Annotated in this window: 23 protein-coding genes; 18 read left to right on the top strand and 5 right to left on the bottom strand. The window is 62.5% G+C overall.

Annotation, left to right across the window (positions count from 1 at the left end; all coding sequences use genetic code 11):
* Positions 1-265 (bottom strand): helix-turn-helix domain-containing protein (locus EK16_RS00760; RefSeq protein WP_156098405.1); only part of this gene is annotated, 265 nt, incomplete at its 3' end.
* A gap of 415 nt (positions 266-680) precedes the next feature.
* Between EK16_RS00760 and pstC the strand changes: the two genes are divergently transcribed.
* Genes pstC through phoU form a run of 4 tightly spaced genes read left to right on the top strand, consistent with a single transcriptional unit; the run spans position 681 to position 4,184 of the window.
* Positions 681-1,649, top strand: coding sequence for a phosphate ABC transporter permease subunit PstC (pstC, locus tag EK16_RS00755; protein WP_051928722.1), 969 nt, complete (start codon positions 681-683; stop codon positions 1,647-1,649).
* A gap of 13 nt (positions 1,650-1,662) precedes the next feature.
* Positions 1,663-2,502, top strand: a complete 840-nt coding sequence (gene pstA, locus EK16_RS00750; RefSeq protein WP_081910118.1) for a phosphate ABC transporter permease PstA — start codon at positions 1,663-1,665, stop codon at positions 2,500-2,502.
* A gap of 12 nt (positions 2,503-2,514) precedes the next feature.
* Positions 2,515-3,396: a phosphate ABC transporter ATP-binding protein PstB gene (pstB, locus tag EK16_RS00745; protein ID WP_081910117.1), complete on the top strand. Its 882-nt coding sequence runs from the start codon at positions 2,515-2,517 to the stop codon at positions 3,394-3,396.
* Between the two features lie 41 nt (positions 3,397-3,437).
* A complete protein-coding gene (gene phoU, locus EK16_RS00740; protein WP_051928721.1) occupies positions 3,438-4,184 on the top strand; it encodes a phosphate signaling complex protein PhoU in 747 nt (248 codons plus the stop codon).
* A gap of 174 nt (positions 4,185-4,358) precedes the next feature.
* Here the strand turns inward: phoU and EK16_RS00735 are convergent, their stop codons facing one another.
* Complete coding sequence (locus EK16_RS00735) at positions 4,359-4,991, bottom strand: hypothetical protein (protein WP_051928720.1); 633 nt, start codon at positions 4,989-4,991, stop codon at positions 4,359-4,361.
* A gap of 410 nt (positions 4,992-5,401) precedes the next feature.
* On the opposite strand from EK16_RS00735, the gene rpsB reads away from it, so the two are divergent.
* From rpsB to eno, 12 genes are all read left to right on the top strand, one after another.
* Entirely contained in the window at positions 5,402-6,310 is a 909-nt protein-coding gene (rpsB, locus tag EK16_RS00730; protein ID WP_038033654.1) for a 30S ribosomal protein S2, read from the top strand.
* Positions 6,311-6,475: 165 nt separating this feature from the next.
* Entirely contained in the window at positions 6,476-7,402 is a 927-nt protein-coding gene (tsf, locus tag EK16_RS00725) for a translation elongation factor Ts (RefSeq protein ID WP_038033674.1), read from the top strand.
* A 235-nt stretch (positions 7,403-7,637) separates the two neighbouring features.
* Positions 7,638-8,366 (top strand): UMP kinase, encoded by a 729-nt coding sequence (pyrH, locus tag EK16_RS00720; protein ID WP_038033651.1) that lies wholly within the window; start codon positions 7,638-7,640, stop codon positions 8,364-8,366.
* 120 nt (positions 8,367-8,486) lie between these two features.
* On the top strand, positions 8,487-9,053 hold the full coding sequence (gene frr / locus EK16_RS00715) for a ribosome recycling factor (protein ID WP_038033647.1): 567 nt from the start codon (positions 8,487-8,489) through the stop codon (positions 9,051-9,053).
* A gap of 158 nt (positions 9,054-9,211) precedes the next feature.
* Positions 9,212-9,994, top strand: a complete 783-nt coding sequence (locus EK16_RS00710; protein ID WP_081910116.1) for an isoprenyl transferase — start codon at positions 9,212-9,214, stop codon at positions 9,992-9,994.
* A 96-nt stretch (positions 9,995-10,090) separates the two neighbouring features.
* Positions 10,091-10,930 (top strand): phosphatidate cytidylyltransferase, encoded by an 840-nt coding sequence (locus EK16_RS00705; protein ID WP_081910115.1) that lies wholly within the window; start codon positions 10,091-10,093, stop codon positions 10,928-10,930.
* Positions 10,931-10,937: 7 nt separating this feature from the next.
* The gene (locus EK16_RS00700; protein ID WP_081910114.1) at positions 10,938-12,116 is read left to right on the top strand and encodes a 1-deoxy-D-xylulose-5-phosphate reductoisomerase; all 1,179 of its coding nucleotides are present in this window, start codon (positions 10,938-10,940) and stop codon (positions 12,114-12,116) included.
* Positions 12,117-12,204: 88 nt separating this feature from the next.
* Positions 12,205-13,344 carry an RIP metalloprotease RseP gene (gene rseP, locus EK16_RS00695; RefSeq protein ID WP_051928718.1) on the top strand — a complete coding sequence of 380 codons (1,140 nt, stop codon included), beginning with the start codon at positions 12,205-12,207 and terminating at the stop codon, positions 13,342-13,344.
* A gap of 126 nt (positions 13,345-13,470) precedes the next feature.
* Entirely contained in the window at positions 13,471-15,789 is a 2,319-nt protein-coding gene (gene bamA / locus EK16_RS00690; RefSeq protein ID WP_038033642.1) for an outer membrane protein assembly factor BamA, read from the top strand.
* A 213-nt stretch (positions 15,790-16,002) separates the two neighbouring features.
* The gene (gene fabZ / locus EK16_RS00685) at positions 16,003-16,509 is read left to right on the top strand and encodes a 3-hydroxyacyl-ACP dehydratase FabZ (protein ID WP_038033640.1); all 507 of its coding nucleotides are present in this window, start codon (positions 16,003-16,005) and stop codon (positions 16,507-16,509) included.
* Positions 16,510-16,644: 135 nt separating this feature from the next.
* Positions 16,645-17,517 carry a 3-deoxy-8-phosphooctulonate synthase gene (gene kdsA / locus EK16_RS00680; protein ID WP_038033639.1) on the top strand — a complete coding sequence of 291 codons (873 nt, stop codon included), beginning with the start codon at positions 16,645-16,647 and terminating at the stop codon, positions 17,515-17,517.
* Positions 17,518-17,691: 174 nt separating this feature from the next.
* Positions 17,692-18,990 (top strand): phosphopyruvate hydratase, encoded by a 1,299-nt coding sequence (gene eno, locus EK16_RS00675; protein WP_038033636.1) that lies wholly within the window; start codon positions 17,692-17,694, stop codon positions 18,988-18,990.
* A 115-nt stretch (positions 18,991-19,105) separates the two neighbouring features.
* Here eno and EK16_RS00670 read toward each other — a convergent pair whose 3' ends face one another.
* The 3 genes from EK16_RS00670 to EK16_RS00660 form a co-directional block, all read right to left on the bottom strand.
* On the bottom strand, positions 19,106-20,410 hold the full coding sequence (locus EK16_RS00670; RefSeq protein ID WP_038033633.1) for a TRAP transporter large permease: 1,305 nt from the start codon (positions 20,408-20,410) through the stop codon (positions 19,106-19,108).
* 2 nt (positions 20,411-20,412) lie between these two features.
* Positions 20,413-21,006 carry a TRAP transporter small permease gene (locus tag EK16_RS00665; protein ID WP_231573550.1) on the bottom strand — a complete coding sequence of 198 codons (594 nt, stop codon included), beginning with the start codon at positions 21,004-21,006 and terminating at the stop codon, positions 20,413-20,415.
* A 177-nt stretch (positions 21,007-21,183) separates the two neighbouring features.
* Entirely contained in the window at positions 21,184-22,170 is a 987-nt protein-coding gene (locus EK16_RS00660; protein ID WP_038033631.1) for a TRAP transporter substrate-binding protein, read from the bottom strand.
* Positions 22,171-22,356: 186 nt separating this feature from the next.
* Between EK16_RS00660 and EK16_RS00655 the strand changes: the two genes are divergently transcribed.
* Entirely contained in the window at positions 22,357-26,028 is a 3,672-nt protein-coding gene (locus EK16_RS00655; RefSeq protein WP_081910113.1) for a hydantoinase B/oxoprolinase family protein, read from the top strand.
* 410 nt (positions 26,029-26,438) lie between these two features.
* Positions 26,439-26,606 (top strand): DUF4372 domain-containing protein (locus EK16_RS12615; protein ID WP_156098404.1); only part of this gene is annotated, 168 nt, incomplete at its 3' end.

Raw genomic sequence — 26,606 nt, 5'->3', positions numbered from 1 at the left:
CGCCCCAGGCCGGATGCGCATCGCGCACCGCCAGCACCTGAGCCTCCACCTCCGCCGGCGTGCGCGAAGGTGAGCGCAAGGGCCGGCGCGAGCGGTCGCGAAAGTCTTCCGCTTCGTTTTCCGCCGCGCGATGCAGCCATTTGTAGCCCGTGGTGCGGCTGATGCCATAGCGACGGCACAGCGCGCTGATGTTCGCCCCCTCCCGGCGGGCAAACATGACGAATTCCCGGCGTTGGTCCATGATCGACACCTCCTGCCATCCCATCACGCACCTCTCCGATTGCCCTGTTCGCGGTGCGTATAGTGTCAACCATGTCCCCGAACACCTGTCAGCTATGTCCCCGGGCTGAACAACAAGGCCCGGCAATGACACTTTCTTGTGACTTATCAATGAGTTAAACAACAAACCTCTAGCTCATGGAAAACTCTTATTCCTCGGTCGATTTAGCGGCAACAGCACGCTTCCTGAATTTTCTCGGACAAGCGTGGGCTTTCGCCAGGATGACGAGAGATCCACGGGCGCATGGGCTTGCGGCCCGAGCCCTCATCCCGCCGGGGTGAGGGGGATGCCAATGTCATGACAGGGCAGGTTTGTTTCTGAAAACGTCGCCATCGCTCTTGCGCGAAGGCGGCGTTTTTTGCCACATGAAAGCGGACAGAGACTGCGAGGGGCACCACCCATGAGCGCACGACAGGCAACGGGGGAGAGGCCGAAGCACAGTCCGCTGGCCGAATCCCTGTTCAAGGGGATTTCCTTTTCCGCGGCGGTTTTCGTTCTCGCCACGCTTGGCGCCATCATCGCCATGCTGGTCATCGGCGCCTGGCCGGCCCTGAAGAAATTCGGCTTCTTCGGCTTTCTCACCAGTGCCGAATGGAACCCGGTCACGGAAAACTTCGGGGCGCTCACTGCCATCTACGGCACGCTGGTGACCTCCGCCATCGCCATTCTCATCGGCCTGCCCGTCAGTTTCGGCATCGCCCTGTTCATCACCGAGCTGTGCCCGGTGTGGCTGAAGCGCCCGGTGAGCACGGCCATTGAGCTTTTGGCCGCCATTCCCAGCATCATCTACGGCATGTGGGGGCTGTTCATCTTCGCCCCCTTCTTTTCCGAACATATTCAGCCCTGGATGACCGACACGCTGGGGCAGCTGCCCATCATCGGCGCGCTGTTCGACGGCCCGCCCATGGGCATTGGCGTGTTCACCGCCGGTTTCATCCTCGCCATCATGATCATTCCCTTCATCAGTTCGGTGATGCGTGACGTCTTCGAGACGGTGCCGCGCGAGCTGCGCGAATCCGCCTATGGCCTGGGCTGCACCACCTGGGAGGTGATGTGGAAGGTGGTGCTGCCGGTCACGCGCGCCGGCGTGGTGGGCGCCATCATGCTGGGCCTGGGCCGGGCGCTGGGCGAAACCATGGCGGTGACTTTCGTCATCGGCAACTCGCATGATCTCAACATCGGCCTGTTCTGGCCCGGCAATTCCATCGCCTCCACCATCGCCAACGAATTCACCGAGGCCGACGGCGAAATCTACACCGCCTCGCTCATCGCGCTGGGGCTGGTGCTGTTTCTCATCACCTTCATCGTGCTGACGCTTGCGCGGCTGATGCTGGTGCGCATGGCGAAGTCCTATGGTGGCCGGTCGTGAGGAGAATGGGGCCATGAACCTTTATGCACGGCGCAAGTTCATCAATGCCTTCAATCTCACCGCCTCGGTGCTGACCACCTTTTTCGGCCTGTTCTTTCTGGTGTGGATCCTGTGGGAGCTGTTCGCCAAGGGCTTCGCCGGGCTGGACTGGTCGCTGTTTGTCGAGGACACGCCGGGGCCGGGCTCGGAAGGAGGCGGCTTGCGCAACGCCATCGTCGGCTCGCTGCTGATCACGCTCACGGGCATTTTCATCGGCGCGCCCATCGGCATTCTTTCCGGCATCTATCTTTCCGAATACGGGCGCGGCACATGGCTGGCGGCCACGGTGCGTTTCGTTTCCGACATTCTCCTTTCCGCACCGTCCATCGTCATCGGCGTGTTCGTCTATGGCATCATGGTGGCGCCCTTAGGTGGCTTTTCCGGGCTTTCGGGCGCGGTGGCGCTGGCCATCATCGCGCTGCCCGTGATCCTGCGCACCACCGAGGACATGATGCTTTTGGTGCCGGATACCATGCGCGAGGCGGCGGCAGCGCTGGGGGCACCGCGGTGGAAGGTGATCTTAAGCGTGGTCTTGCGCGCGGCGCGCAATGGCGTGCTCACCGGCGTGCTGCTGGCGGTGGCGCGGATCGCCGGCGAGACGGCGCCCTTGCTGTTCACGGCGCTGAACAACCAGTTCTTCTCGCTGGACATGACCAAGCCCATGGCCAACCTGCCGGTGACCATCTTCAATTTCGCCATGGGGCCCTATGAGAACTGGCACGATCTGGCCTGGGCCGGATCACTGCTGATCACGCTGGTGGTGCTGGGGCTGAACATCGTCACCCGCGCTTTCTTACGCGGCAAGAAACACTGAGGTATCGGGTTCATGACCGAGAACAGGGACAAGCAGGCAGAAACGGCGGATGCGGCGGCGCCCGCGGCTGATGACGCCAGGGCCGCAGCCGAAACGGCCAAGGAAGAGACGGCCAACCTGCCGGCGGAACGGCAGGGGCCGAAGCCGAAACTCGATATCCGCAACCTCAATTTCTATTACGGCACCCATCAGGCGCTGAAGAACATCAACCTGAAGATCCCCGAGAAGCAGGTGATGGCCTTCATCGGCCCCTCGGGCTGCGGCAAGTCTACGCTGCTGCGCACCTTCAACCGCATCTACTCGCTCTATCCCAACCAGCGGGCGGAAGGCGAGATCTGGATGGACGGGCAGAACATCCTCGGCAAGGATGTGGACGTAAACCTGCTCAGGGCGAAGGTGGGGATGGTGTTTCAGAAGCCCGCGCCCTTTCCCATGAGCGTGTTCGACAACATTGCCTTCGGCATCCGCCTCTATGAACGTCTGCCCAAGGCGGAGCTGGAGGAGCGCGTGGAACAGGCCTTGCGCCGCGCCGCGCTGTGGGATGAAGTGAAGGACAAGCTGCACAAGAGTGGGGCGGCGCTTTCCGGCGGTCAGCAGCAGCGGCTGTGCATTGCCCGGGCCATTGCCGTGAAGCCGGAGGTGATCCTGCTGGATGAGCCGACCTCGGCGCTCGATCCCATCTCCACCGCCCGCATCGAGGAGCTGGTGATGGAGCTGAGCGAGGATTATACCATCGTCATCGTCACCCATAACATGCAGCAGGCCGCGCGCATCTCCGATCGCACCGCCTTCATGTACCTGGGCGAGATCATCGAGGAAGGCGAGACCGATCAGATCTTCACCGCGCCGCGCGAGGAGAAGACGCAGGCCTACATCACCGGGCGCTTCGGATGATCCGCGCCGCCTGAACGCATGCTGACAAGAGGGAGGGCGCCATGCCGCACTCGCACATTCTCAAGGCCTTCGACCGGGATCTGGCGGAGCTGGATGCCAAGATCATGCGCATGGGCGAACTGGCGGAAGAGGAGCTGAAGGGGGCGTTGAAGGCCCTGCGCAAGCGCGATCCGGAAAAGGCCGAGACCGTGATCGTCAAGGACCGGCAGGTGGACAGCCTCGAACAGAACATCGAGGACGACACGGTGCGCATCATCATCCGCCATCAGCCGCTGGCCGATGATCTGCGGCAGGTGATCGGGGCGATGAAGACGGCAGGCGAGCTTGAGCGCATCGGCGATCTTGCCAAGAACATCGCCCGGCGCGTGATCACCCTGGCTTCGGAAAAGCCGCCCAAGCCCTTGAAAAAGGGGCTGAAACGCATGGGCAAGCAGGTGATCGCCCAGCTGCATGACGTGCTGGAGGCCTATGCCACGCGCGATGCCCAGAAGGCGGTTGAGGTCTGGCGCCGGGATGAGGAGATCGATGAGGCCTACAACGCCCTGTTCCGGGAGCTACTGACCTACATGATGGAAGATCCGCGCACGATCGGCTTGTGCACCCATCTGCTGTTCGGTGCGCGCAATCTGGAGCGCATCGGCGATCACGTGACCAATATCGCGGAGAACGTCTATTACATGGTCACCGGCGACAAGCTGGACGCTTCGCGCCCCAAGAGCGATGCCACCGCCAACATCCTGCCGCGGCTTGATGACGAGGATGACGAAGACGACGAGGATGATTTCTGAACGGTTCGTCTTCGCCTTTCCCGATCATTCATGATCACGCATGCGGCATGCGGGCCAAGTCCCTTGAAGATGCCCTTCCTGTGCGCGTAGGGCATGACAGGGGTGAACACCGATCCGCCGAACCAGACCCTTGCTTCGCCCCGGCGGAGTTATCAGACCGGAAATCGGAACCTCTCACTTGCGCACGGAGAAGGGCAGGGTGAATTCCGCTTTCTGGCCCTTCACCTTGTCGATGATGGGGATGGTGAGGAGAAAATCCCCTTCCGGTGCGTTGTTGAGATCTATGGAAAGCTTGAGGAAGAACTCGCGATTGGGCTTGCGTGAATTGAGGCGGAAATCGCCAAAGCCCTCGCGCTTGAACAGGACGCGGCCCGATGCCTTGTCCTTGAGCACGAGATCGGCTCTCAGCGCGATGGTATAGACGCCATTGGCGTAGGCATGGCCGAAGCCCACCGGCTCCACATAGACAACAAGCGTATCACCGGGCTTGAAAACGCTGCTTTCGCGCGGATTGTAGATGCCATACCCCTGCGGATCACCGACGACGAACAGGGCCTTGGCGATGGTCAGCGGCAGTTTTTCCCAGATGGCGAGTGTTGCCTCGTCCATGACCTGCCAGGCCTGCAAGGCCTTGCCGGCGGCAAGCAGCCGTTCGCTTTCCGCCGCCTTGTCCGCAGCCGGACCGGCCTGGACCACGCCACCGCTCACAAGCAGGGCGAGGGCGGCAAGGGCGGCGAAGATGCGTTTGGAAGCAAGAGGGCGGTTTTGTCGGGAAAGGCCGATGGCGGACAGGGGCAGAGCGGACATGGCACACAACTCCCGTGCTTGAACAGGCCGCCCCCGGCCGCGCGATTCATCTAATCTGCTGATTATCCTACACCTCCAAATCCCCCTTGTCAGGATGACCGTTTCTGCCAAACAAGGAAAAGGTGATCCGATCACGATTTCCGTCTGCGAATGTGCGCAATTTAGGGCTTGCCAAGTTGTGCGCGGTGGCCTAAAAGCCGCAAGCGTCGGGCCGCCGGAAAGCCTTTTCGGCGGCCAAATTCGCACGTGCGCATGAGGGCCTTGTGCATGTCCGTCCAGCTGAGCGGGGCGGATGAGCCCTGTGCCCTTTCCGGTGCCGATGCGGACCCGGAAGCCCATCAGGGCTCCGGCGCAATCGGTGAAACGGCGCACGGAGGAGTTCAGCAACCGGAAAAAGGAGACATAAGACCATGGCTCTGCCTGAAGTTTCCATGCGCGACCTTCTTGAAGCGGGCGCGCATTTTGGTCATCAGACCTCGCGCTGGAACCCCAAGATGGCCCCCTATATCTACGGGGAGCGCAACGGGATCCACATCATCGATCTGTCCCAGACCATTCCGCTGTTCAACGCCGCGCTGGAAAAGATCCGTGACACCATCGCCGGCGGCGGCCGCCTGCTTTTCGTGGGCACCAAGCGTCAGGCCTCCGAGCCCATCGCCGAGGCGGCCAAGGCCTGCGCCCAGTATTACATCAATCACCGCTGGCTCGGCGGCACGCTGACCAACTGGAAGACCATTTCCCGCTCCATCCGCCGCCTGCGCGAGCTTGAGGAGATCCTTGACGATCCCGAGCGCTCCGCCGGCTACACCAAGAAGGAGCTTCTGCAGCTCACCCGCAAGCGCGACAAGCTGGAGCGCGCCCTGGGCGGTATCAAGGACATGGGTGGTCTGCCCGACATCATGTTCGTGATCGATACCAACAAGGAGCAGATCGCGGTGAAGGAGGCCAACCGCCTCGGCATTCCGGTGGTGGCCATTCTCGATACCAACTGCGATCCGGACGGCATCGATTATCCGATCCCGGGCAACGATGATGCCTCGCGCGCCATCGCCCTTTACTGCGATCTCGTGGCCAAGGCGGCGCTGGAGGGCATCTCCATGGCGGCGGCGGCGTCCGGTATCGATCTCGGCGAGATGGAAGAGCCGGTTGTCGAGGAGGCCGTGACCGAGGCAGCCGAAACGGAAGCGCCTGCCGAGGAAAATGCCGCATCTGAAACCGCCGCGGCAGAGGAGGCGCCTGAGGCGGCGGAAACGGCCGAGGCGGCGGAAGCAGAGGCTGCGCCTGAGGAAGGCGAGGCCGAGGCGGAGAAACAGGCCTGATCCGGAAAGGGCATCGCGCCATGGGCCGCACACAGTGCTGAAGGCATGCGGCCGGGTGCATCCGTTGAGGTGTTCGGCCTGCCTTTCTCAGGATGAAGGCTATCGGCCGCCTGTGTGGGCGGCGCGCTGAACATTCATCGCATCAACACGCAAGGATTGAGAACCATGAGCAAGATCACCGCAAGCATGGTGAAGGAGCTGCGCGAGAAGACCGGCGCAGGCATGATGGACTGCAAGCAGGCGCTGACCGAGACCGGCGGCGACATGGAGAAGGCCATCGACTGGCTGCGGGCCAAGGGCCTGTCCAAGGCGGCGAAGAAGTCCTCGCGCGTGGCCGCCGAGGGGCTGGTTGGCGTGAAGACCGAGGGCACGCGCGGCGCGCTGGTGGAGGTCAACTCCGAGACCGACTTCGTGGCCCGCAACGAGGAGTTCCAGAAGATGGTCTCCGGTATTGCCGATGTGGCGCTTGAGGCCAAGGGCGATCTTGAGGCGCTGAAGGCGGCGGAGTTTCCGGGCGCGGGCATGTCGGTTGAGGACTATGTGAAGGAGATGGTGGCCAAGATCGGCGAGAACATGACCGTGCGCCGCACCGCCTATCTCGAGGTGCCCGAGGGTGTCGTCGTGGCCTACATGCACAATCAGGCCGCGCCGAATCTCGGCAAGATCGGCGTGCTTGTCGCCCTTGAATCCAGCGGCGATGCCGAAAAGCTCGCCGAGCTTGGCAAGAAGCTGGCCATGCACGTGGCCGCCGCGGCCCCGCTGGCGCTGACGCCGGAGGAGATGCCGGCGGAGGTGGTGGAGCGGGAGCGCGCCATCTACATCGAGCAGGCCAAAGAAAGCGGCAAGCCGGACAACATCATCGAGAAGATGGTGGAAGGGCGGATGAAGAAGTTCTTCAAGGAATCCGTCCTGATGAGCCAGATCTTCGTGATGGACAACGAAACGCCCATCGAGAAGGTGGTCAAGAACGCCGAGGCCGAGGTGGGCGCGCCGGTGAAGCTCGCCGGTTTCGTGCGCATGCAGCTCGGCGAGGGTGTGGAGAAGAAGGAAGAGGACTTCGCCGCGGAAGTGGCCAAGACCGCCGGCATCTAAGCCGCTTTCCACACCGGATCGCCAGGGGGCTGTGAGGCGCTTTTGCATCCAGGGCGGATCAGGCCTCGCTGGCGGAAGACGGATGAATGTGCTAAGGCCCTGCCGATCGCTGCTTCGGCAGGGCCTTTTTATTCCGGATTGAGGCAAGCGTGTGTGCATGCAGGCGTGCCTGGGCCGGAAAGGCCCTGCATGCAGGTGCGGCGGCGGGGGAAGACATTTTGCGGAGGGCGGTTTCATGACCGGGGATGTGTCGTTTAAGCGGATCTTGCTGAAGATTTCCGGTGAGGCGCTGATGGGCGCGCGCGACTATGGCCTGGACATGGACATGGTCGATCGCGTCGCCGGCGAGATCGCGCAGGCCCATGCGCAGGGGCATGAAATCGGCCTCGTCATTGGCGGCGGCAACATCTTTCGCGGGCTGGCCGGCGCGGCCGCCGGCATGGAACGGGCCTCTGCCGATTACATGGGCATGCTGGCCACGGTGATGAATGCGCTGGCCATGCAGAACGCCCTGCACCGAATCGGTGTCGATGCGCGGGTGATGTCGGCCATCCCCATGCCGACGGTGTGCGAAAGCTTCGCGCGGCCGCGGGCGGTGCGCCATCTGGAGAAGGGCAGGGTGGTGATCTTCGCCGCCGGCACCGGCAATCCCTATTTCACCACCGACACCGGCGCGGCCCTGCGCGCGGCGGAAATGGGCTGTGATGCCCTGTTCAAGGGCACGAGCGTGGATGGCATCTACAGCGATGATCCCAAGAAAAATCCGGATGCGGAGCGTTTCGATACAATCAGTTATGATGAAATCCTGAAGCGGAATCTTAAGGTTATGGATGCCGCCGCCATCGCTCTTGCCCGGGACAATCGCATCCCCCTTGTGGTCTTCTCCATCCGCGAGGAAGGCATGCTGCCCAGGGTGATCAGGGGCGAGGGGCGCTTCACGCTGGTGACGCCTGAAGAAGAGTGATCATAACCACCACGCAAGAGAGGGCTTGCTAAGGGCCCGTTCCATGCCCATTCTACCACGGGCAGGTGAGATCGGTGAAAAGTCGCGAACAGTCTTGGGACGACGAGCGGGAGTAGGATCATGTCGGATGCCGACAGTCTCGACCTGAAGGATCTCAAGCGCCGCATGGAAGGCGCGGTCAACGTGCTCAAGGAGGAATTCGCCGGGCTGCGCACCGGGCGCGCCTCGGCCGCGCTGCTGGAACACATCCAGGTGAATGCCTACGGCTCCAAGATGCCGATCAATCAGCTGGGCACGATCTCCGTGCCGGAGCCGAGGCTGCTTTCGGTGCAGGTGTGGGATGCCTCCGTGGTTTCGGCGGTGGAAAAGGCAATCCGCGAGGCCAACCTTGGCCTCAACCCGCAGACGGAGGGCAACGTCATCCGCGTGCCGATTCCGGAGCTTTCCAAGGAGCGGCGCAAGGAGCTCTCGCGGGTGGCGCATCAGTATGCGGAGCAGGCCCGCGTGGCGGTGCGCAACGTGCGCCGCGACGGCATGGAGACGCTCAAGCGTCTGGAAAAGGAGCATCAGATCAGCGAGGACGAGCATCGCCGGCTGGCCGATGAGGTGCAGGAGCTGACCAACACCTACATCAAGAAGATCGACGAGATGCTGGCCGCAAAGGACGCGGAGATCATGCAGGTGTAACCTGCGCTTGCCGGGCAACGGGCCCGATCCTGCCGAATGGCCCGGCAAGTGTGCCTTGTAGAGTTGTAACCCGAGCGCCCTTCAGGTGCGGGCTGATCCGCGTTCTTGGTCAGGAAAACGGGGGCGTGCCGGGGCCTTTGCACGAGGCATGAACCGGCATGGGTGATGGCATGAACAAGGGCGGCAACACGAGCACGGCCAGAGAAACAAGCAGGATCCCGCGGCATGTGGCCATCATCATGGATGGCAACGGCCGCTGGGCCAAGGCGCGGGGCCTGCCGCGCTCGGCCGGGCACCGCGCCGGGGTGGAGGCGGTGCGGCGCGCGGTGCGGGCGGCGGAGGGGCTGGGTATTGAGGTGCTCACGCTCTATGCCTTTTCCGCGGAAAACTGGTCGCGGCCGCGAAAGGAGGTGGCCTTTCTCTTCTCGCTTTTGCGCCGGTTCATGCATCGCAATGTGGCGGAGCTGCATGCGCGCAACGTGCGCATCCGCATCATTGGCGAACGCGAAGGGCTGGACAAAGATATCGTGCGCCTGCTCGATGACTGCGAGACGCTGACGGCAGCGAACACGGGCCTGACGCTGGTGTTCGCCTTCAATTATGGCGGCCGACAGGAGATCGTAGCCGCCGCCCGGCGTCTGGCGGAAGATGTGCGCGCCGGGCGTTTGAACCCGGAGGAGATTGATGCGGATGCCTTCTCCCGGCGCCTGTATGCGCCGGATCTGCCCGATCCCGACCTTGTGATCCGCACCAGCAACGAACAGCGCCTGTCCAACTTCCTGCTCTGGCAGGCGGCCTATGCGGAATTCGTCTTCGTGGAGGAATACTGGCCCGATTTCACCGAAGAGACCTTCAAAAAGGCCCTGGCGGAATATGCCGCGCGCGAGCGCCGTTTCGGCGGCATCCTCGATGGCGGCGATGCGGCTTCCGCCTCCCGGTGATCCATCGGCCAAGGTGTTCCGCCATTGAGGGAAAGCGGGGCGGCGCGGCCGCCATGCCTCGGAAACGTCAACAAACCAGTCAGGACCGGCACGATCATGACCGCAATCAGAAGCGGAATGAGCAATCTCACGGTGCGCGTTCTGGCCGCCGTGGTTCTGATTCCCATGGTGCTGCTGGCGGTCTGGGCCGGGCCGGTTGCCTTCATGTTTCTCGTGGGCGGTGTTGCGCTCATCATGGCGCAGGAATGGGCCGACATCGCCTTTGACGGGGATGCGGGACAGCGGCTGATGCTGGCCGCGGCCGGTGTCTCCGGGGCTGTGGCCGGGCTGGGCGGGCCTTTTCTGTGGTCGGCCCTGTGTGTCATGGCGCTGGCCTGGGCCGGATCGATCCTTTTGCGGGCCGAAACCCGGCGCGGTTTTTCGCTTTATCACATCACCGGCGCGCCCTATGTCGGCCTGGCGGCGCTGGCGCTTGTGGCCCTGCGCATGAGCGAAACGTGCGGATTGCCTGCGATCCTGTTTCTCTTCATGGTGGTGTGGATGGCCGACACTCTGGCCTATTTCGCGGGCCGGGCCCTGGGCGGGCCGAAGCTGGCACCGAAAATCTCGCCGAACAAGACCTGGGCGGGCTTTCTTGGCGCCATGTTCGGCGGCGGCGTTGCCGCATTGGTATTTGCGCTGTTCAGTGGCATGTTCAACGCGCCGCTCATTGTGGCCGGCTTCGTTCTCGGCGCCTGGGAGCAGCTGGGCGATCTGTTTGAGAGTGCCTTGAAACGGCGCTATGGCGTGAAGGACTCGGGCACGATCATCCCCGGTCACGGCGGCGTGCTCGACAGGGTGGACGGCCTTGTTGCCGCGGCCATTCTTGCCTTCCTCTGGGGGCTGGCATCAACGCAGTCGCTGCGGGATGCGGCCTGTGGCGTTCTTTTCTGGTAGGGACGAGATGAAGACATTGACCATACTCGGAGCGACCGGATCCATCGGGCAGTCGACGCTGGATATCGTGCGCCGTCATCCCGGGCGATTTCGCATTGAGGCTCTTGTCGCCAATGCCAATGTCGAACAGCTCGCCGCCGATGCCCGCGCCACGAACGCGCGCCTTGCCGTGACCGCGGATGAGACACGCTATGCCGAGTTAAGGGAAGCGCTTGCCGGCACTGATATCGAGGTTGCGGCGGGTGAGGATGCGGTCCGGGAAGCGGCGGCGCGGGAGGTGGACATGGTCATGGGCGCCATTGTCGGCGTAGCCGGGCTGGCGCCGACGCTGGCGGCGGTGGAAGCGGGCAACACGGTGGCGCTGGCCAACAAGGAATGCCTGGTTTCCGCCGGCGAGCTGTTCATGCGCCGGGCGCGCGAAAAGGGGGTGAACATTATCCCCGTCGATTCCGAGCACAGCGCCATCTTTCAGTGCTTTGAGCCGCACAATGCCGCGCGGGTGGAGAAAATCACCCTCACGGCATCCGGCGGCCCTTTCCGCACGCGATCGCTTTCCGAGCTGCATGATGTCACGCCGCAGGAGGCACTGAAACACCCCAACTGGAACATGGGCGCGAAAGTGACCATCGATTCCGCCACGCTCATGAACAAGGGGCTGGAGCTGATCGAGGCCTATCATCTCTATCCCGTGCGTGCCGATCAGCTGGAGGCGATCATTCATCCGCAGTCCATCATCCATTCGCTTGTGGCCTACGAGGACGGCTCGGTGCTGGCGCAGCTTGGCATGCCGGACATGCGCACGCCCATCGCCTGTGCGCTGGCCTGGCCGGAGCGCATTGAAACACCGGTTGAACGCCTCGATCTCGCCCGCCTCGGTCAGCTCACCTTCGAGGCCATCGACGAAAAGCGCTTTCCAGCGCCGGCCCTTGCCCTGTCGGCCTTAAAGCGCGCCGGCAATGCCACCACCATCCTCAATGCCGCCAATGAAGTGGCGGTGGCGGCCTTTCTTGATCGGCGCATCCGGTTCACGGATATCGTGCCCCTGGTGGAGCGGGTGCTGGAACGGGCGGAGCGCGCCGGCGTTCTTGGTCACCTTGAAACGCTTGATGATGTCTGGCAGGCGGATGCCTTCGGCCGTGACATGGCCCGGGAGGTTATGGCCCGAAGCTTGCAGCCCCAATCGTGAAAATCGGGGCGGACCTTCCAAATCGTCACGTGACGTGGAATTTGGAAGCATTATAATAAGGGCGACGCAACTTCGGGGAGATTTGTCGATGGATCTGAACGCACTGCTGGCCTCGCCGTTTTCCCAGATCGAGACGATACTCTGGTACATTGTGCCATTTCTGGCGGTGATGAGTTTCATTGTCTTCTTTCATGAGCTCGGGCACTTTCTCGTGGCGCGCTGGTGCGGCGTGAAGGTGGAGGCCTTTTCCATCGGTTTCGGCAAGGAGATCTACGGCTGGGACGACAAGCACGGCACGCACTGGCGCATCGCGATCTTGCCGCTGGGAGGCTATGTGCGTTTCAAGGGCGATGCCGATCCCACCTCGCGGCCGGATTTCGATTCCGAAGAGACGCAGGATCCCGACAGCTTTCCCGCCAAGCCCTTATGGCAGAGGGCGCTGATCGTCGCGGCCGGGCCGATCGCCAATTTCATTCTCGCCATCGTCATCTTCGCCGGCATGTATTCCATCATCGGCGTGCCGGTCATGGAGCCGGTGGTGGATGATGTGTTGCCCAATTCCGCGGCGGAGCGCGCTGGCTTCATGCCGGGGGATCGCATCCTCGAAGTGGATGGCGAGCGCATAGACTCTTTTGCCGAGCTGCGGCAGATCGTGGCGACAAACCCGGAAAAGACCCTGCAGTTCAAGGTCAAGCGCGGGGAGAGGGTGATCACGCTGCAGGCCCGTCCCGATTTCAGGGAAGTGCCGGATGGTTTCGGCGGCAAGATCCGCATTGGCGTGCTGGGCATCACGCACAAGGTGACGGGTCCGGTCAAATATGAACGCAAGGGGCCGATCGAGGCAGTCATGCTCGCCGGCAAGTCCACCTGGCGCATCGTAGCCGGCACCATGGGCTATCTCGGACAGCTAGTTGCCGGAAAGCAGAGCGCTGATCAGCTGGCCGGGCCGATCCGCATCGCCCAGGTCACGTCACAGGCCGCTTCCGTGTCGCTTTCCGCTCTTATCTCCCTGGCGGCGGTGCTTTCGGTCAGTATAGGCCTCATTAACCTCTTTCCCATCCCGATGCTGGATGGGGGGCATCTGCTGTATTACCTTATCGAGGCGGTGAGGGGACGCCCGCTCAGCGAGAGTGCGCAGGAATTCGGCTTCAAGGTGGGACTGATGCTGGTTCTTGCGCTCATGCTGATTGCGACGTTCAATGACTTAAAGCACCTGTTCTCGTCATGAATCTGCCGCATGCGCCTGGCAGAAAATGCGGTATGACTGTTTGCAATTGCCGCGAACTGTCGTAAAAGACTCGCACAATAACAACAAGGGCACGGGGTGGCGCCAAGAAGCGGGGATAACTGTCTGATGAACAAGAACAAATTTGGTTCCATCGGGCGACTTGCGCTGGCGCTTCTCCTGTCCGCGCCGGCAGTCGGGGTTTCGGGGGTCCTCACGGCGGCCCAGGCACAGGTCGTCTCACGCATTGTCGTTGAGGGCAATCAGCGGGTCGAGCCGGAGACGGTTCTTGCCTACATGCAGATCCGGCCCGGCGAGCGCATGGATCCGGAGAAGATCGACGCCTCGCTGAAGGCGCTGTTTCAGACCGGGCTGTTCTCCGATGTGCAGATCCTGCGCCGCGGCAACACGCTGGTGGTGCGGGTGAAGGAAAATCCGCTCATCAACCGCGTCAACTTCGAGGGCAATTCGGAAATTTCCGACAAGGATCTCGCCAAGGAGGTCCAGCTGCGCGAGCGCATGATGCTCACCCGCGCGCGGGTGCAGGCGGATGTCGATCGCATCCGCGCCATCTACAGGCGCGCCGGCTTCTATGGCGTGCGGGTGGAGCCCAAGATCATCCGGCTGCCCCAGAACCGGGTCAATCTCGTTTTCGAGATCGACGAGGGCAAGGCCAGCAAGATCGCGGCGATCCGTTTCGTCGGCAACAAGGCCTTTTCTGACAGCAAGCTCAAGGACGTGATCACCACATCGGAATCGGCCTGGTGGAAATTTTTCTCCTCTACTGACACCTACGATCCTGATCGGCTGGCCTATGACAAGGAGCTTCTGCGGCGGTTCTATCTCAAGCACGGCTTTGCGGACGTGGAGATCGTCTCGGCAGAAGCCGAACTGGCCCCGGATGGCGAGTCCTTCTACATTACCTTCGTCATCAACGAGGGGCCGCAATACAAGATTCGCGATGTCGAGGTGAACGCCGGCGATACGGACCTCGATCCGCAGCAGCTGAAAGCGATCGTCGAGACGAAACCGGGGCAGATCTACGATGCCTCGAAGGTGGACAAGTCCATCGAGAAAATCACCATCGAGGCCGGCAAGAAGGGATATGCCTTCACCCAGGTGCAGCCGCGCATTGAACGTGATCCGGAAACGCGGGAGCTCAGCGTCTCCTATGACATCCAGGAAGGCCCGCGGGTCTACATCGAACGCATCGACATCGTGGGCAACACCCGCACGCTGGACGAGGTGATCCGCCGCGAGCTGAAGCTGGCGGAAGGCGATGCCTACAACCGCATCCTCCTTGATCGCGCGCGCCGGCGTCTGGTGGCGCTCGACTATTTCTCCAAGGTGGACATTCAGGAAGAGCCCGGCAGCAAGCCGGACCGGGTGGTGCTCGTCATTCGCGTGCAGGAAAAGTCCACCGGCTCGATTCATTTTTCGGCCGGATATTCCACATCGGAAGGTCCCATCGCTTCCGTCGACTTTTCCGAGCGCAACCTTCTGGGTACGGGGCGCAAGATCAATCTGCGCACCTCGCTTTCCTTCAAGCGCCAGTCCGTGGACTTCAGCTTCACCGAACCCTATTTCCTCGGCTACAACATGGATGCCGGCTTTGACCTCTTTGGCTCGCGCACGGATTTCAAGGACGAATCCAACTACCGCACCAACGAAGGCGGCTTTGGCCTGCGCGTGGGTTTTCCGCTGGATGACTATCAGAAGCTCCATCTGCGCTATTCGTTCTCCGTGCGGGATACCTCCATTCGCAATGCGAGCATTTGCGATCCGGCCAGCAGCAACTATTCGCCGTCGGTGTGCGATCTGAAGGGAACGGATTACATCTCGCTTGCCGGTGTCTCCTACGTTTACGACAATCTGGACAATCCGCTGGATCCGACGTCCGGCTTCCGCGGGCAGCTGGCGGTGGACGTGGCCGGTCTGGGCGGTGACATTCACTATGTGAAGACGGAAGGCGCCGCCTATTACTTCATGCCGCTGTTCTTCGAGGGCGTGACCCTGAAACTGAAGGCCACCGCCGGGCACATCGAAGGCTGGTCGGGTGACGAGGTGAAGGTCTCCGATCGCTTCTACAAGGGCGGGGCGTCGTTCAGGGGCTTTGAGGTGGCCGGCGTCGGCCCGCGCGATACGACGCCGGAAGCCAATGCCGTGGGCGGCAAGACCTATGCTATCGGCACGGTGGAAGTGATGTTCCCGCTCGGGCTTCCGGAGGCGCTCGGGCTTTCCGGTTCGGTGTTCACGGACTTCGGCACCGTGTTCAATGCGCCGGGCAACAATGTTCAGGACGACGCCAAGTTCCGGGCATCGGTGGGTGCGGGCGTGATCTGGAAGTCGCCTTTCGGGCCGCTTCGGTTGGATGTGGCCTATGCCTTCGCCAAGGCGCCCTATGACAAGCGCCAGATCGTTCAGTTTGGTGTTGGCACCAAGTTCTGAGCGGCGAAACCAGCGTGATCACCGTGGTCCGAAGCCTCGCAAGTTTGCTTGCGCCCGGTGAAAGGCAAGGGGGGTGTCTCGCATTGCATCCGCAAGAAACCGGGCCAAACGGCAAGGCCGGTTTCAGAATGGATGGTGAAAATGGCGGCGGCAGCAGGCACGGGGGTTGAGGAATCTGCCGGGATGGGAAAAGCATGACGTGCAGAGGCATTCATGAGTGATAACCAGGCAGCTCTGGACTCGGCCGATATTCAGCGAATTATGGAAATCCTGCCGCATCGCTTCCCGATGCTGCTGATCGACCGGGTTGAGGAGATGGACGGCGAATCGTCTGCCGTCGGCATCAAGAACGTAACGGCCACGGAACCTTTCCTGGCCGGGCATTTTCCGGGAAAGCCGGTGTTTCCCGGCGTGCTTCTGCTGGAGGCCATGGCGCAGACGGCCGGCGTGATGGTGCTGGCGCACAAGGGCATCAAGGCGGCGGATTCTCTTGTCTATTTCGTCTCCATCGACAAGGCACGCTTTCGCAAGCCGGTGGTGCCGGGCGACACGGTGCGCTTTGAAGTGCGCACTCTCAAGGGGCGGCGCAACATCTACTGGTTCGACTGTCAGGCCAAGGTGAACGGCGAGGTGGTGGCAGAAGCGGTGGTCTCCGCCATGCTCGCCGAGGATCCGGAAAAGATCGCCGCCCGGCGCAAGGCTGCCGCGGAAGAAGGCTGAACGTCTATTTCCGCTTGGGGGGCACAAGGCTTTGAACAGGACACTTTTGAGGTGTCACAGGATATTTTTCGGCATCTCTTGCAAGGGCGGATAAGAAGCGGATCGCGTTTTCAAAACAACGAGGAACACCGGAGCATGACGGATTCGGCCTATCCCGCGCCCGATCCCGTGATCACGGTCGGTGATGTGCGTATCGGCAATGATCTGCCCTTCGTGCTCATCGCCGGGCCCTGTCAGATGGAATCGCGCGATCATGCCATGATGATGGCGGAGGCGCTGGCGCGCATCGGCGAGGATGAAGGCGTGCCGGTGATCTACAAGACCTCCTTTGACAAGGCCAACCGCACATCCCTGAACAGCCCGCGCGGGATCGGCCTTGAGGCGGCGCTGCCTGTTTTTGCCGAGATTCGCGAAACCTTCGGCATGCCGGTGCTGACCGATGTGCACTGGCCGGAGCAGTGCGCGCGTGTGGCCGAGGTGGTGGACATCCTGCAGATCCCGGCCTTTCTCTGCCGGCAGACGGACCTGATCGTGGCGGCGGCGAAAACAGGGCGGGTGGTCAATGTCAAGAAGGGGCAGTTCCTGGCGCCCTGGGATGTGGGCAATATCATCGCCAAGGTCACGGGCTCCGGCAATACGCGGGTGATGATCACCGAGCGGGGGGTGAGCTTCGGCTACAACACGCTGGTCAATGACTTCAAGGGCCTGCCGGTGATGAAGGGGTTCGGCGCGCCGGTGGTGTTTGACGCCACCCATTCCGTGCAGCAGCCGGGCGGGCTTGGCGGCGCCTCGGGCGGCGATCGGCGCTTCGTCGAGCCGCTGGCGCGGGCGGCGGTGGCCGTCGGCGTGGCGGCGGTGTTCATGGAGACGCATCAGGATCCCGATCATGCGCCATCCGACGGGCCCAACATGGTGCCGCTCAAGGATCTGCCGCGTCTTGTGCGCCTGCTGAAAGAATTCGACGCCATCGCCAAGCAGCATGCCTGCACCCTGCCGCCGTCCGGATGAGAGGGCAGGGGAAAGCCCAGTTGGCAATCAGGCTTTCAGGCGCATCCGGCTTAAGGCCGCTTCTGCCTGATTTCGGCACGGGCCATGGCGGATTGCATGCCGGCGCAGGCGGCGCTAAACAGGGCCCCGATCCATGGGGGAATCGACAACCGCATCATGTCAGGACGACAACCCATGACCAGCATCGTCAGCATCCATGGCCGCGAAATTCTCGACAGCCGCGGCAATCCCACCGTTGAAGTCGATGTCATTCTCGAAGACGGAAGCAGGGGGCGCGCCGCCGTGCCCTCCGGCGCCTCCACTGGCGCGCATGAGGCCATCGAGCTGCGCGATAATGATCCCAACCGTTATCACGGCAAGGGTGTCACCAAGGCGGTGGCGGCCGTCAATGGCGAGATCGCCGAGCGGCTGCGCGGCATGGATGCGCGGGATCAGATCGCCATTGACAGGGCGATGATCGAGCTTGACGGCACCAAAAACAAGGGGCGGTTGGGCGCCAATGCCATTCTCGGGGTGTCGCTGGCGGTGGCGAAGGCGGCGGCGGCCTCGCTGGGGGTGCCGCTTTATGCCTATCTCGGCGGGCCGCACGCGCATGTGATGCCGGTGCCGATGATGAACATCCTCAACGGCGGCGCCCATGCCGACAACCCCATCGATTTTCAGGAATTCATGATCATGCCGGTGTCTGCCTCCAGCATGGCAGATGCGGTGCGCATGGGCGCGGAAGTGTTTCATGCCCTGAAAGCCGCCCTCAAGAAGGGCCTTTACAATACGAACGTTGGTGACGAGGGCGGTTTCGCCCCTGACATTCCCGGCACGCACGAGGCGCTGGATTTTATCATGCAGGCGATCCGCGATGCCGGTTACGAGCCGGGCAAGGACGTGTGGCTGGCGCTGGATGCCGCCTCAAGCGAGTTCTACAAGGACGGGGTCTATCACCTCTCCGGCAAGGAAACGCATGTGCTCGATTCCCACGGCATGGTGGATTATCTGGAATCGCTGGTGGACAATTATCCCATCCTTTCCATCGAGGACGGCATGGCCGAGGACGACTGGGGCGGCTGGCAGGAGCTCACGCAGCGCATCGGCCATCGTGTGCAGCTTGTCGGCGATGACCTGTTCGTGACCAACACCGCGCGGCTGGCGGAGGGCATCCGTCTGGATGTGGCCAATGCCATCCTGGTCAAGCCCAATCAGATCGGCACGCTCACCGAAACCCTCGATGCGGTGGAAATGGCCCATCGCGCCGGATATCGCGCGGTGATCTCGCACCGTTCCGGCGAAACGGAGGATGTAACCATCGCCGATCTCGCCGTGGCCACCAATGCCGGACAGATCAAGACCGGCTCGCTGTCCCGCTCCGATCGCGTGGCCAAGTACAATCAGCTCATCCGCATCGAGGAGGAGCTGGGCGCGCAGGCCCGCTATGCCGGCAAGAGCGTGCTGATGACCGAAAAGGCGCCCGCTGTCTGAAAACGGCATATTTTTCGGCCCTTTCGCGCACATGCGCTGCATGGACGCTTTCATCGCCCGCGGTATCCGGATTTTCCGCGGGCGATTGTTTTTGCGCCTTTAAGTTTAAGCGCATTCAGTGCGCGCCCATGCGGGAGGGCAGCCAGGTGGCGATTTCCGGAAAGAGTACGATGAGCACCACCCCGATGCACAGAAGCAGGAAGAAGGGCAGGGCGGCGCGGGCGATGGTGAGAATGTCGCGCCCCGTTAGCCCCTGCAGGACGAAGAGGTTGAAGCCCACCGGCGGTGTGATCTGCGCCATTTCCACCACGAGCACGATGTAGATGCCGAACCAGATGAGATCGAGACCGGCCTGCTCGACCATGGGTATGATCACCGAGGTGGTGAGCACGACCACGGAAATGCCGTCCAGGAACATGCCCATGACGATGAAGAAGACGGTGAGCGCCGCAATCAGGGCATAGGGCGAGAGGTGCATGCCGCCGATCCAGGCGGCAAGCTCGCGCGGAATGCCGGTAAAGCCCATGGCCACGGTGAGAAAGGCAGCACCAGCGAGGATGAAGGCGATCATCGCCGATGTGCGCACCGCGCCCATGAGGGCGGCAAGGAAGCTTTCGCGGTTAAGCGATCCGGACAGCCAGGAAAGAATGAGCGAGAAGACCACGCCAAGGGCGGCCGCTTCCGTCGGCGAGGCCAGCCCGGCATAGATGCTGCCGATGATGGCCATGATGAGCAGGGTGACCGGCGCCAGGAATTTCAGCGCCACAAGCCTTTCCCGCCAGCTTGGTTTTTCCTTTTCACCGGGCACACCCTCAGGATGCAGAAGTGACCAGAGAATGACATAGCCCATGAACAGCACCACCAGCATCAGCCCGGGAAAGACGCCGGCGATGAACAGCCGCGCGATGGACTGATCGGTGGCGACACCATAGACGATCAGGATAATGGAGGGCGGAATGAGCAGCCCCAGCGTGCCGGATCCGGCCAGGGTGCCGATGCTCATGAGCGGATGATAGCCGCGTTTGTGAAGTTCCGGGATGGTCATGCGGCCGATGGTGGCAGCGGTGGCCGCGGAAGAGCCGGAAACGGCGGCGAATATGGCGCAGCCTAGGATGTTCACATGCAGAAGCCGGCCGGGCAGGCGCGTCAGCCATGGCGAAAGGCCGCGGAACATGTCTTCGGAGAGGCGGGTGCGGAAGAGGATTTCGCCCATCCAGATGAACATGGGCAGGGCGGCCAGGGCCCAGGAATTGGAAGAGCCCCAGATGGTGGTGGCCATGGCCTGACCCACGGGCGCCTGTGTGAACAGGGCAAGGCCGGCCACGCCCACGCCCAAGAGCGAGAAGGCCACCCAAAGCCCTGAGCACAGCAGGATGAACAGAATGACGAGCAGAACGAGACCGGCCCACAGCGGCTCCATGATCAGACCTCCCGCTCGATTTCCTCGGCCAGGGCCTCTTCAGAGGCTTGCGCGGCCTCGGCCTCCTCATGCCGGCGATAGGACGGATCGCCGCCGCGCATGACCACGATCAGGTCATCGAGCAGGGCGATGGCGAGAATAACAAGGCCAATCAGCATGCTGGACTGCGGAATCCATAAAGGCACGGGCACGATGCCGTAGGAGACCTCGTGAAACTGCCAGGAATCAACGACCATCCACAGCACGTTCCAGGCGAAGAAGGCCGTGAGCAGAAAGGCAACGGCAAGGGAGAAGATCTCCGTCATCCGGCGGGCAGGGCCTTTCAGGTTGCGAATGATGAGATTGACGCGAATATGCCCGCCATGGCGCAGGGTATAGGCCAGGGCGAGGAAGGAGGCCGCCGCCAGAAAGAACCCGGAGATTTCCGCGGCAGAGGGGATCATGAGGCCATAGCGGGTGCCGGAGATGAGGTAAATCAGATTATCCAGCGCGCGCAGGCCGATCTGGATGCTGACGATGCCGCAGATCAGGATGAGAAAGACCGCGGATGCCGCCCCGGATGCGGCATAGAGCCAGTCAAGCCCCTTGCGCAGCATGGCGTTCTCTCCCCTCGCAGATATGCCGCCCTGACCGGTCAGGCCCGGCGCGCTTAAAAGATTCTGATGGAAACAGGCCAATCCCCCCGACCGAAAGCGGGCCTAAGCGCTGCCCGCTTTTTCCGGCCGGAGGGGAAAAGTGTCATGTTTCAGGCGAATAGAGCGTCAGAAAACGGCTCACTGCCCGCGATAGGCCTTGAGAATGGCCTCGCCGTCCGCGCCTGCCTTCTTGGCCCAGTCGGCGGTCATCTGCTCGCCGATCTTTTTTAAGCCGGCCATGAGCTCCGGCGTGGGCGTGACGATGACCATGCCGTTCTTTTTCAGTATGGCGATCTTGTCCGCCGTTTCCTTCTTGGACATCTCCCAGCCGCGGACCTCGGCCTTCTTCGCCGCGTCCTTCACGGCCTTCTGCACATCCGCCGGCAGTTTGGCGAAGGCCTTGGCGTTGACGATCACCATGTTCTTGGGCAGCCAGGCCTGCGTGTGATGGAAATATTTCACGAAGTCCCAGGCCTTGGAATTGGCGCCGGTGGACGGTGAGGTGATCATGGCATCCACGCGACCGGTGGAGAAGGCGGTGGGAATGTCCGGCACCTCAACCTGCGTGGGCACGGCCCCGGCGAGCTTGGCCAGGGTCTCGGTGGCGGCGTTATAGGCCCGCATCTTTAAGCCCTTCATGTCATCGAGCGAGCGGATCTCCTTCTTGGCGTAAATGCCCTGCGGCGGCCAGGGCACGGCGAAAAGCAGCATCAGCCCCTGCTGCTTCAGCTTCTTCTCAATGACGGGGCGGGAGGCCTCCCACAGCTTCCTGGCCTCGTCATAATTGGTGGCGAGGAAGGGAATGGAATCGACGGCAAAGACCGGATCCTCGTTGGACAGGCGCGACATCAGCACCTCGCCGATGGGCACAAGCCCGCGGCGCACGGCATTCTTGATCTCCGGATGCTTGATGAGCGATCCGGCCGAGTGCACGTTGATCTTCAGCTTGCCGCCGGTGGCCTGTTCCACGTCCTTGGCGAACTGGCGGATGTTGACGGTGTGGAAGGTCTTGTCGCCATAGGGCGTGGGCATGTCCCAGGTGGCGGCGGAGGCGGCGGCAGCGGCACCAAGCGAAAGGCCAAAGGCCACCGCGCCGGCGATGGCATAACGTCTGGTGATGCGCATGATCGATTACCCTCCCTGTTTTGATCTATGCTGCGAATGGGCCATGGCGGCCTTGTGCCATTGGAGCATATGACTGGTCAGAAAGCCAGACCTGATTATGGTGATTATGGTATAGCGAAGGGGCGCCGGCGCAAGATCCGGTGCGCAGGCACAGTGATCGGGATCGGCAAACTTAAGGGGCCTGTCATGAACGGAACCGGGGATGTGCACGCCGCAGAGGGGGCAAACGGGCATGAACTCAAGCGCGATCAGCGCTGGCGCTTCTGGATTGACCGCGGCGGCACCTTCACCGATGTGGTGGCGCTGGATCCGCAAGGGCGGCTGCACACCTTGAAATTGCTATCCGAAAATCCGGAAGCCTATGAGGACGCCGCCATTGAGGGCATCCGCCGCCTCATGAACACGCCTCCCGGCGCGCCGCTTGACTTTTCCGCCATCGCCGAAGTGAAGATGGGCACGACTGTTGCCACCAATGCCCTGCTAGAACGCACCGGCGAGCGCACCGCCCTGGTGATCACGCAAGGCCATGCGGATGCCCTGCGCATCGGTTATCAGAACCGGCCGGACCTTTTCGCCCTGAAGGTGCGCAAGCCCGAGGTGCTCTATGAAAGGGTCGTTGAGGCCACAGAGCGCGTCACTGCGGACGGTGACGTGCTCATACCGCTCGATGAGGCCGATCTTGAGGAGAAGCTGCGGGCCTTGAAGGCGGAAGGGTTTGCCTCCCTCGCCATCGTTTTTCTCCATGGCTATCGCCATGATGCGCATGAGAAGCGGGCGGCCGAGATCGCGCGGCGGCTCGGTTTCACGCAAGTGTCGGTCTCGCATGAGGTCTCGCCGCTGATGAAGCTGGTCTCCCGCGGCGATACCACGGTGGTGGATGCCTATCTGACGCCGATCCTGCGCCGGTATGTGAACCGGGTGGCGCGCGCCCTTGGCAGCGGAGAAGGCGGCGCGGGCAAGGGCCCGCGGCTGATGTTCATGATGTCTTCTGGCGGGCTGACCTCGGCGGATCGTTTTGCCGGCAAGGACGCCATCCTTTCCGGTCCGGCCGGCGGTGTGGTCGGCATGGTGACCACGGCGCGGCTTGCCGGTTTTGAACGGGTGATCGGTTTTGACATGGGCGGCACGTCCACGGATGTCGCCCATTTCGACGGGGAATACGAACGCGCCTTTGAAACGGAAGTGGCCGGCGTGCGCATGCGCGCGCCCATGCTGCGCATTCACACGGTGGCGGCGGGCGGCGGCTCGATTCTGCATTACGACGGCCAGCGCTTCCGGGTGGGGCCGGATTCGGCCGGCGCGGATCCGGGCCCGCGCTGTTATCGCCGCGGCGGGCCGCTGGCGGTGACCGATGCCAATGTGCTGCTCGGACGGATTCAGCCCAGGTGGTTTCCGGCCATTTTCGGGCCGGAGGGCAATCTGCCGCTGGATGTCGAGGCGGTGCGCGCTGGCTTTGCGGAAATCGCCGAACGGATTGGCGACGGGCGCACACCGGAAGAGGTGGCGGAAGGTTTCTTGCGCATCGCTGTTGAGAACATGGCCAATGCGATCAAGCGCATTTCCGTGCAGCGCGGGCGGGATGTCACCGAATATCTCCTCAACTGCTTCGGCGGCGCCGGCGCCCAGTTCGCCTGCCGCATTGCCGATGCGCTGGGCATGAAAACCGTGCTGGTGCATCCGCTGGCCGGTGTGCTTTCGGCCTATGGCATCGGCCTTGCCGACATTCGCGCCGAGCGGGCCCGTTCGCTGGAGGCGCGCCTGAACGAGACGGGGCTGCAAAAGGCAAAAACGCTGGCGGAAGAGCTGGAAAGAGAGGTTCTGGAGGAACTGGCCGAGCAAGGTGTGGCGCCGCAAGAAGCTGCGGTCGTGCACAGGCTGCATCTGCGCTATGAGGGCACGGACACCGCCCTTTCCGTCCTCATGCGCGAGACGGTGGATTCCTTACGCCATGCCTTCGAGCGGGAGCATAGGCGCCAGTTCGGCTTTGTGCAGCCGGAAAAGGCCCTGATCATCGAGGCGGTGGAAGTCTCCGCCAGCGGCGGCGGTGCACGCGTGCCGGAGAGGCTTGAACCTGAGGAGGCACAGGGCGCGCCCGATCCGGCCGATAAAGCGCGCATGTATGTGAAGGGGCGCTGGCAGGAGGTGCCCGTTTTCATGCGCGAGGACCTCAGGCCCGGCATGAACATTGAGGGGCCGGCGCTGATCATCGAGCCCAATTCCACCATCGTGGTGGAGCCGGAGTGGAAGGCGCGCATGAACGGCTACCGCCACCTGCTGCTTGAGCGCGCGGTGCCCGCGAAAAGGCGCGAGGCCATCGGCACCACGGCCGATCCGGTGATGCTGGAGGTGTTCAACAACCTGTTCATGGCCATCGCCGAACAGATGGGCGAGGCCCTGCGCAAGACCGCCTCGTCGGTGAACATCAAGGAGCGTCTCGATTTCTCCTGCGCGGTGTTCGATGCGCAGGGGCAGCTTGTGGCCAATGCGCCGCACATGCCGGTGCATCTCGGCTCCATGGACCGCTCGGTGATGACCATCATCCGCGACAATCCGCAGATGAAGCCGGGCGATGTCTATGTGCTTAATGCGCCTTATAACGGCGGCACGCATCTGCCGGATGTCACGGTGATCACGCCGGTGTTCCTGAACGGGCATGACCGGCCCCTGTTCTACGTGGCCTCGCGCGGGCATCATGCCGATATCGGCGGGCTGGCGCCGGGCTCGATGAGCGCGGATGCGAAGCGCATCGAGGAAGAGGGCGTGCTCATCGACAATTTCCTTCTGGTGGAAAACGGCATCTTCCGCGAGGAGGCCATCCGGGACCTGCTCACTTCCGGGCCGTGGCCGGCGCGCAATCCGGATCAGAACATCGCCGATCTCAAGGCGCAGGTGGCCGCCAACGAGCGCGGCGTGCGCGAGCTGCTCAAGATGGTGGAGCATTTCGGCCTCGATGTGGTGCAGGCCTACATGCAGCATGTGCAGGACAATGCCGAGGAAAGCGTGCGCCGGGTAATCGACGCGCTGAAAGACGGCAGCTTCGAATACGCCATGGACAATGGCGCGGTCATTCGGGTGGCCATCCGTGTTGATCGGGACAGGCGCGAGGCGGTGGTGGACTTCACCGGCACATCGCCGCAGCTTTCCGACAATTTCAATGCGCCGGAGCCGGTGACGCGGGCGGCGGTGCTCTATGTCTTCCGCTGCATGGTCAACGATGCCATTCCGCTCAATGCCGGATGTCTGAAGCCCATCCGCCTCATCATTCCGGCGGGCTCCATGCTCAGCCCGCGCTATCCGGCGGCGGTGGTGGCCGGCAATGTGGAAACCTCACAGGCGGTCACCGATGCGCTGTTCGGGGCGATGAAGGCATTGGCCGCCTGTCAGGGCACCATGAACAATTTCACCTTCGGCAATGCCCGCCATCAGTATTACGAGACCATCTGCGGCGGCGCCGGGGCCGGGCCGGGCTGGGACGGCGAAAGCGCAGTGCACACGCACATGACCAACACCCGCCTGACCGATCCGGAGGTGCTGGAATTCCGCTATCCGGTGCTGCTTGAAACCTTCCGCATCCGCGAAGGATCCGGGGGGGCGGGGCGCTGGCGCGGCGGTGACGGCGTGGAGCGCATCATTGTTTTCCGTGAGGACATGCGCGCTTCCCTTCTGACCAACCGGCGCAGGGTCTGCCCCTTCGGCCTTGAAGGGGGCGCTGCGGGCGCCTGCGGCGAAAACATTCTGCGCCGCGCCAACGGAAGCGAGGAGAAGCTCTCCTCCTGCGCCACGGTGAATGTCCGCGCCGGTGATGCCATCATCATCCGCACCCCAGGCGGCGGCGGCTACGGACGGGCAGATTCATGAAAAAGTCGCAGGAAAAGAAACAGGGCAGGGGGCGGGCATTTTAACGCATGCGCATGCGCGAGTGGCCTGCCCCCTCCCGGCCCCTGACGGGGCCGACCTTACCCAGGCAGGGGGAGGTGAGGACTAAATCGCGGGAGCGGGATTTTGTCCCGTTTCTTCAATGTCTTGGCGGTGATGGAAACCCTGCCGGCACACACCACGACACCCCGTTGCCGTCTTTTTCGTCACCCCGGCGAAAGCCCGGGGTCTCGGGCCGCAAACTCATGCATTTGTGGCCTGAGATACCGGCTTTTGCCCACTGGTGTCCAAGAAAGATGATGGTTAGGTGAAAAAAGTACGGGATTGTCCGCCACTTGTGGTAAAAGTGAAGTGTCAAGGCTTGATTTGCCACAAGCGGAGGAACAATCCCGATGTTTGAAACTACCACGCTTCATCGCATTGTCCAACTGCTTCCTGACCGCCTTGTTGAGGAGGCGGTGCGCCGGCATAACAGCGACCGCTATCGCAAGCGTTTTCACACGCGGGCGCACCTGTTGGCGCTGCTGGTGTCACAACTTGGCGCTGTATCGAGCCTGCGG

It is taken from the genome of Thermopetrobacter sp. TC1, from assembly GCF_000746275.1.
In the GTDB taxonomy this organism is placed as follows: Bacteria; Pseudomonadota; Alphaproteobacteria; order Rhizobiales; family Aestuariivirgaceae; genus Thermopetrobacter.
This window is presented reverse-complemented; position numbering and strand designations above follow the sequence as displayed.

Bases quoted from the DNA above. Each gene is read 5' to 3' on its own strand.
- pstC (WP_051928722.1), top strand. From the start codon at position 681: ATGAGCGCACGACAGGCAACGGGGGAGAGGCCGAAGCACAGTCCGCTG.
- pstA (WP_081910118.1), top strand. From the start codon at position 1,663: ATGAACCTTTATGCACGGCGCAAGTTCATCAATGCCTTCAATCTCACC.
- pstB (WP_081910117.1), top strand. From the start codon at position 2,515: ATGACCGAGAACAGGGACAAGCAGGCAGAAACGGCGGATGCGGCGGCG.
- phoU (WP_051928721.1), top strand. From the start codon at position 3,438: ATGCCGCACTCGCACATTCTCAAGGCCTTCGACCGGGATCTGGCGGAG.
- EK16_RS00735 (WP_051928720.1), bottom strand. From the start codon at position 4,991: ATGTCCGCTCTGCCCCTGTCCGCCATCGGCCTTTCCCGACAAAACCGC.
- rpsB (WP_038033654.1), top strand. From the start codon at position 5,402: ATGGCTCTGCCTGAAGTTTCCATGCGCGACCTTCTTGAAGCGGGCGCG.
- tsf (WP_038033674.1), top strand. From the start codon at position 6,476: ATGAGCAAGATCACCGCAAGCATGGTGAAGGAGCTGCGCGAGAAGACC.
- pyrH (WP_038033651.1), top strand. From the start codon at position 7,638: ATGACCGGGGATGTGTCGTTTAAGCGGATCTTGCTGAAGATTTCCGGT.
- frr (WP_038033647.1), top strand. From the start codon at position 8,487: ATGTCGGATGCCGACAGTCTCGACCTGAAGGATCTCAAGCGCCGCATG.
- EK16_RS00710 (WP_081910116.1), top strand. From the start codon at position 9,212: ATGGGTGATGGCATGAACAAGGGCGGCAACACGAGCACGGCCAGAGAA.
- EK16_RS00705 (WP_081910115.1), top strand. From the start codon at position 10,091: ATGACCGCAATCAGAAGCGGAATGAGCAATCTCACGGTGCGCGTTCTG.
- EK16_RS00700 (WP_081910114.1), top strand. From the start codon at position 10,938: ATGAAGACATTGACCATACTCGGAGCGACCGGATCCATCGGGCAGTCG.
- rseP (WP_051928718.1), top strand. From the start codon at position 12,205: ATGGATCTGAACGCACTGCTGGCCTCGCCGTTTTCCCAGATCGAGACG.
- bamA (WP_038033642.1), top strand. From the start codon at position 13,471: ATGAACAAGAACAAATTTGGTTCCATCGGGCGACTTGCGCTGGCGCTT.
- fabZ (WP_038033640.1), top strand. From the start codon at position 16,003: ATGAGTGATAACCAGGCAGCTCTGGACTCGGCCGATATTCAGCGAATT.
- kdsA (WP_038033639.1), top strand. From the start codon at position 16,645: ATGACGGATTCGGCCTATCCCGCGCCCGATCCCGTGATCACGGTCGGT.
- eno (WP_038033636.1), top strand. From the start codon at position 17,692: ATGACCAGCATCGTCAGCATCCATGGCCGCGAAATTCTCGACAGCCGC.
- EK16_RS00670 (WP_038033633.1), bottom strand. From the start codon at position 20,410: ATGGAGCCGCTGTGGGCCGGTCTCGTTCTGCTCGTCATTCTGTTCATC.
- EK16_RS00665 (WP_231573550.1), bottom strand. From the start codon at position 21,006: ATGCTGCGCAAGGGGCTTGACTGGCTCTATGCCGCATCCGGGGCGGCA.
- EK16_RS00660 (WP_038033631.1), bottom strand. From the start codon at position 22,170: ATGCGCATCACCAGACGTTATGCCATCGCCGGCGCGGTGGCCTTTGGC.
- EK16_RS00655 (WP_081910113.1), top strand. From the start codon at position 22,357: ATGAACGGAACCGGGGATGTGCACGCCGCAGAGGGGGCAAACGGGCAT.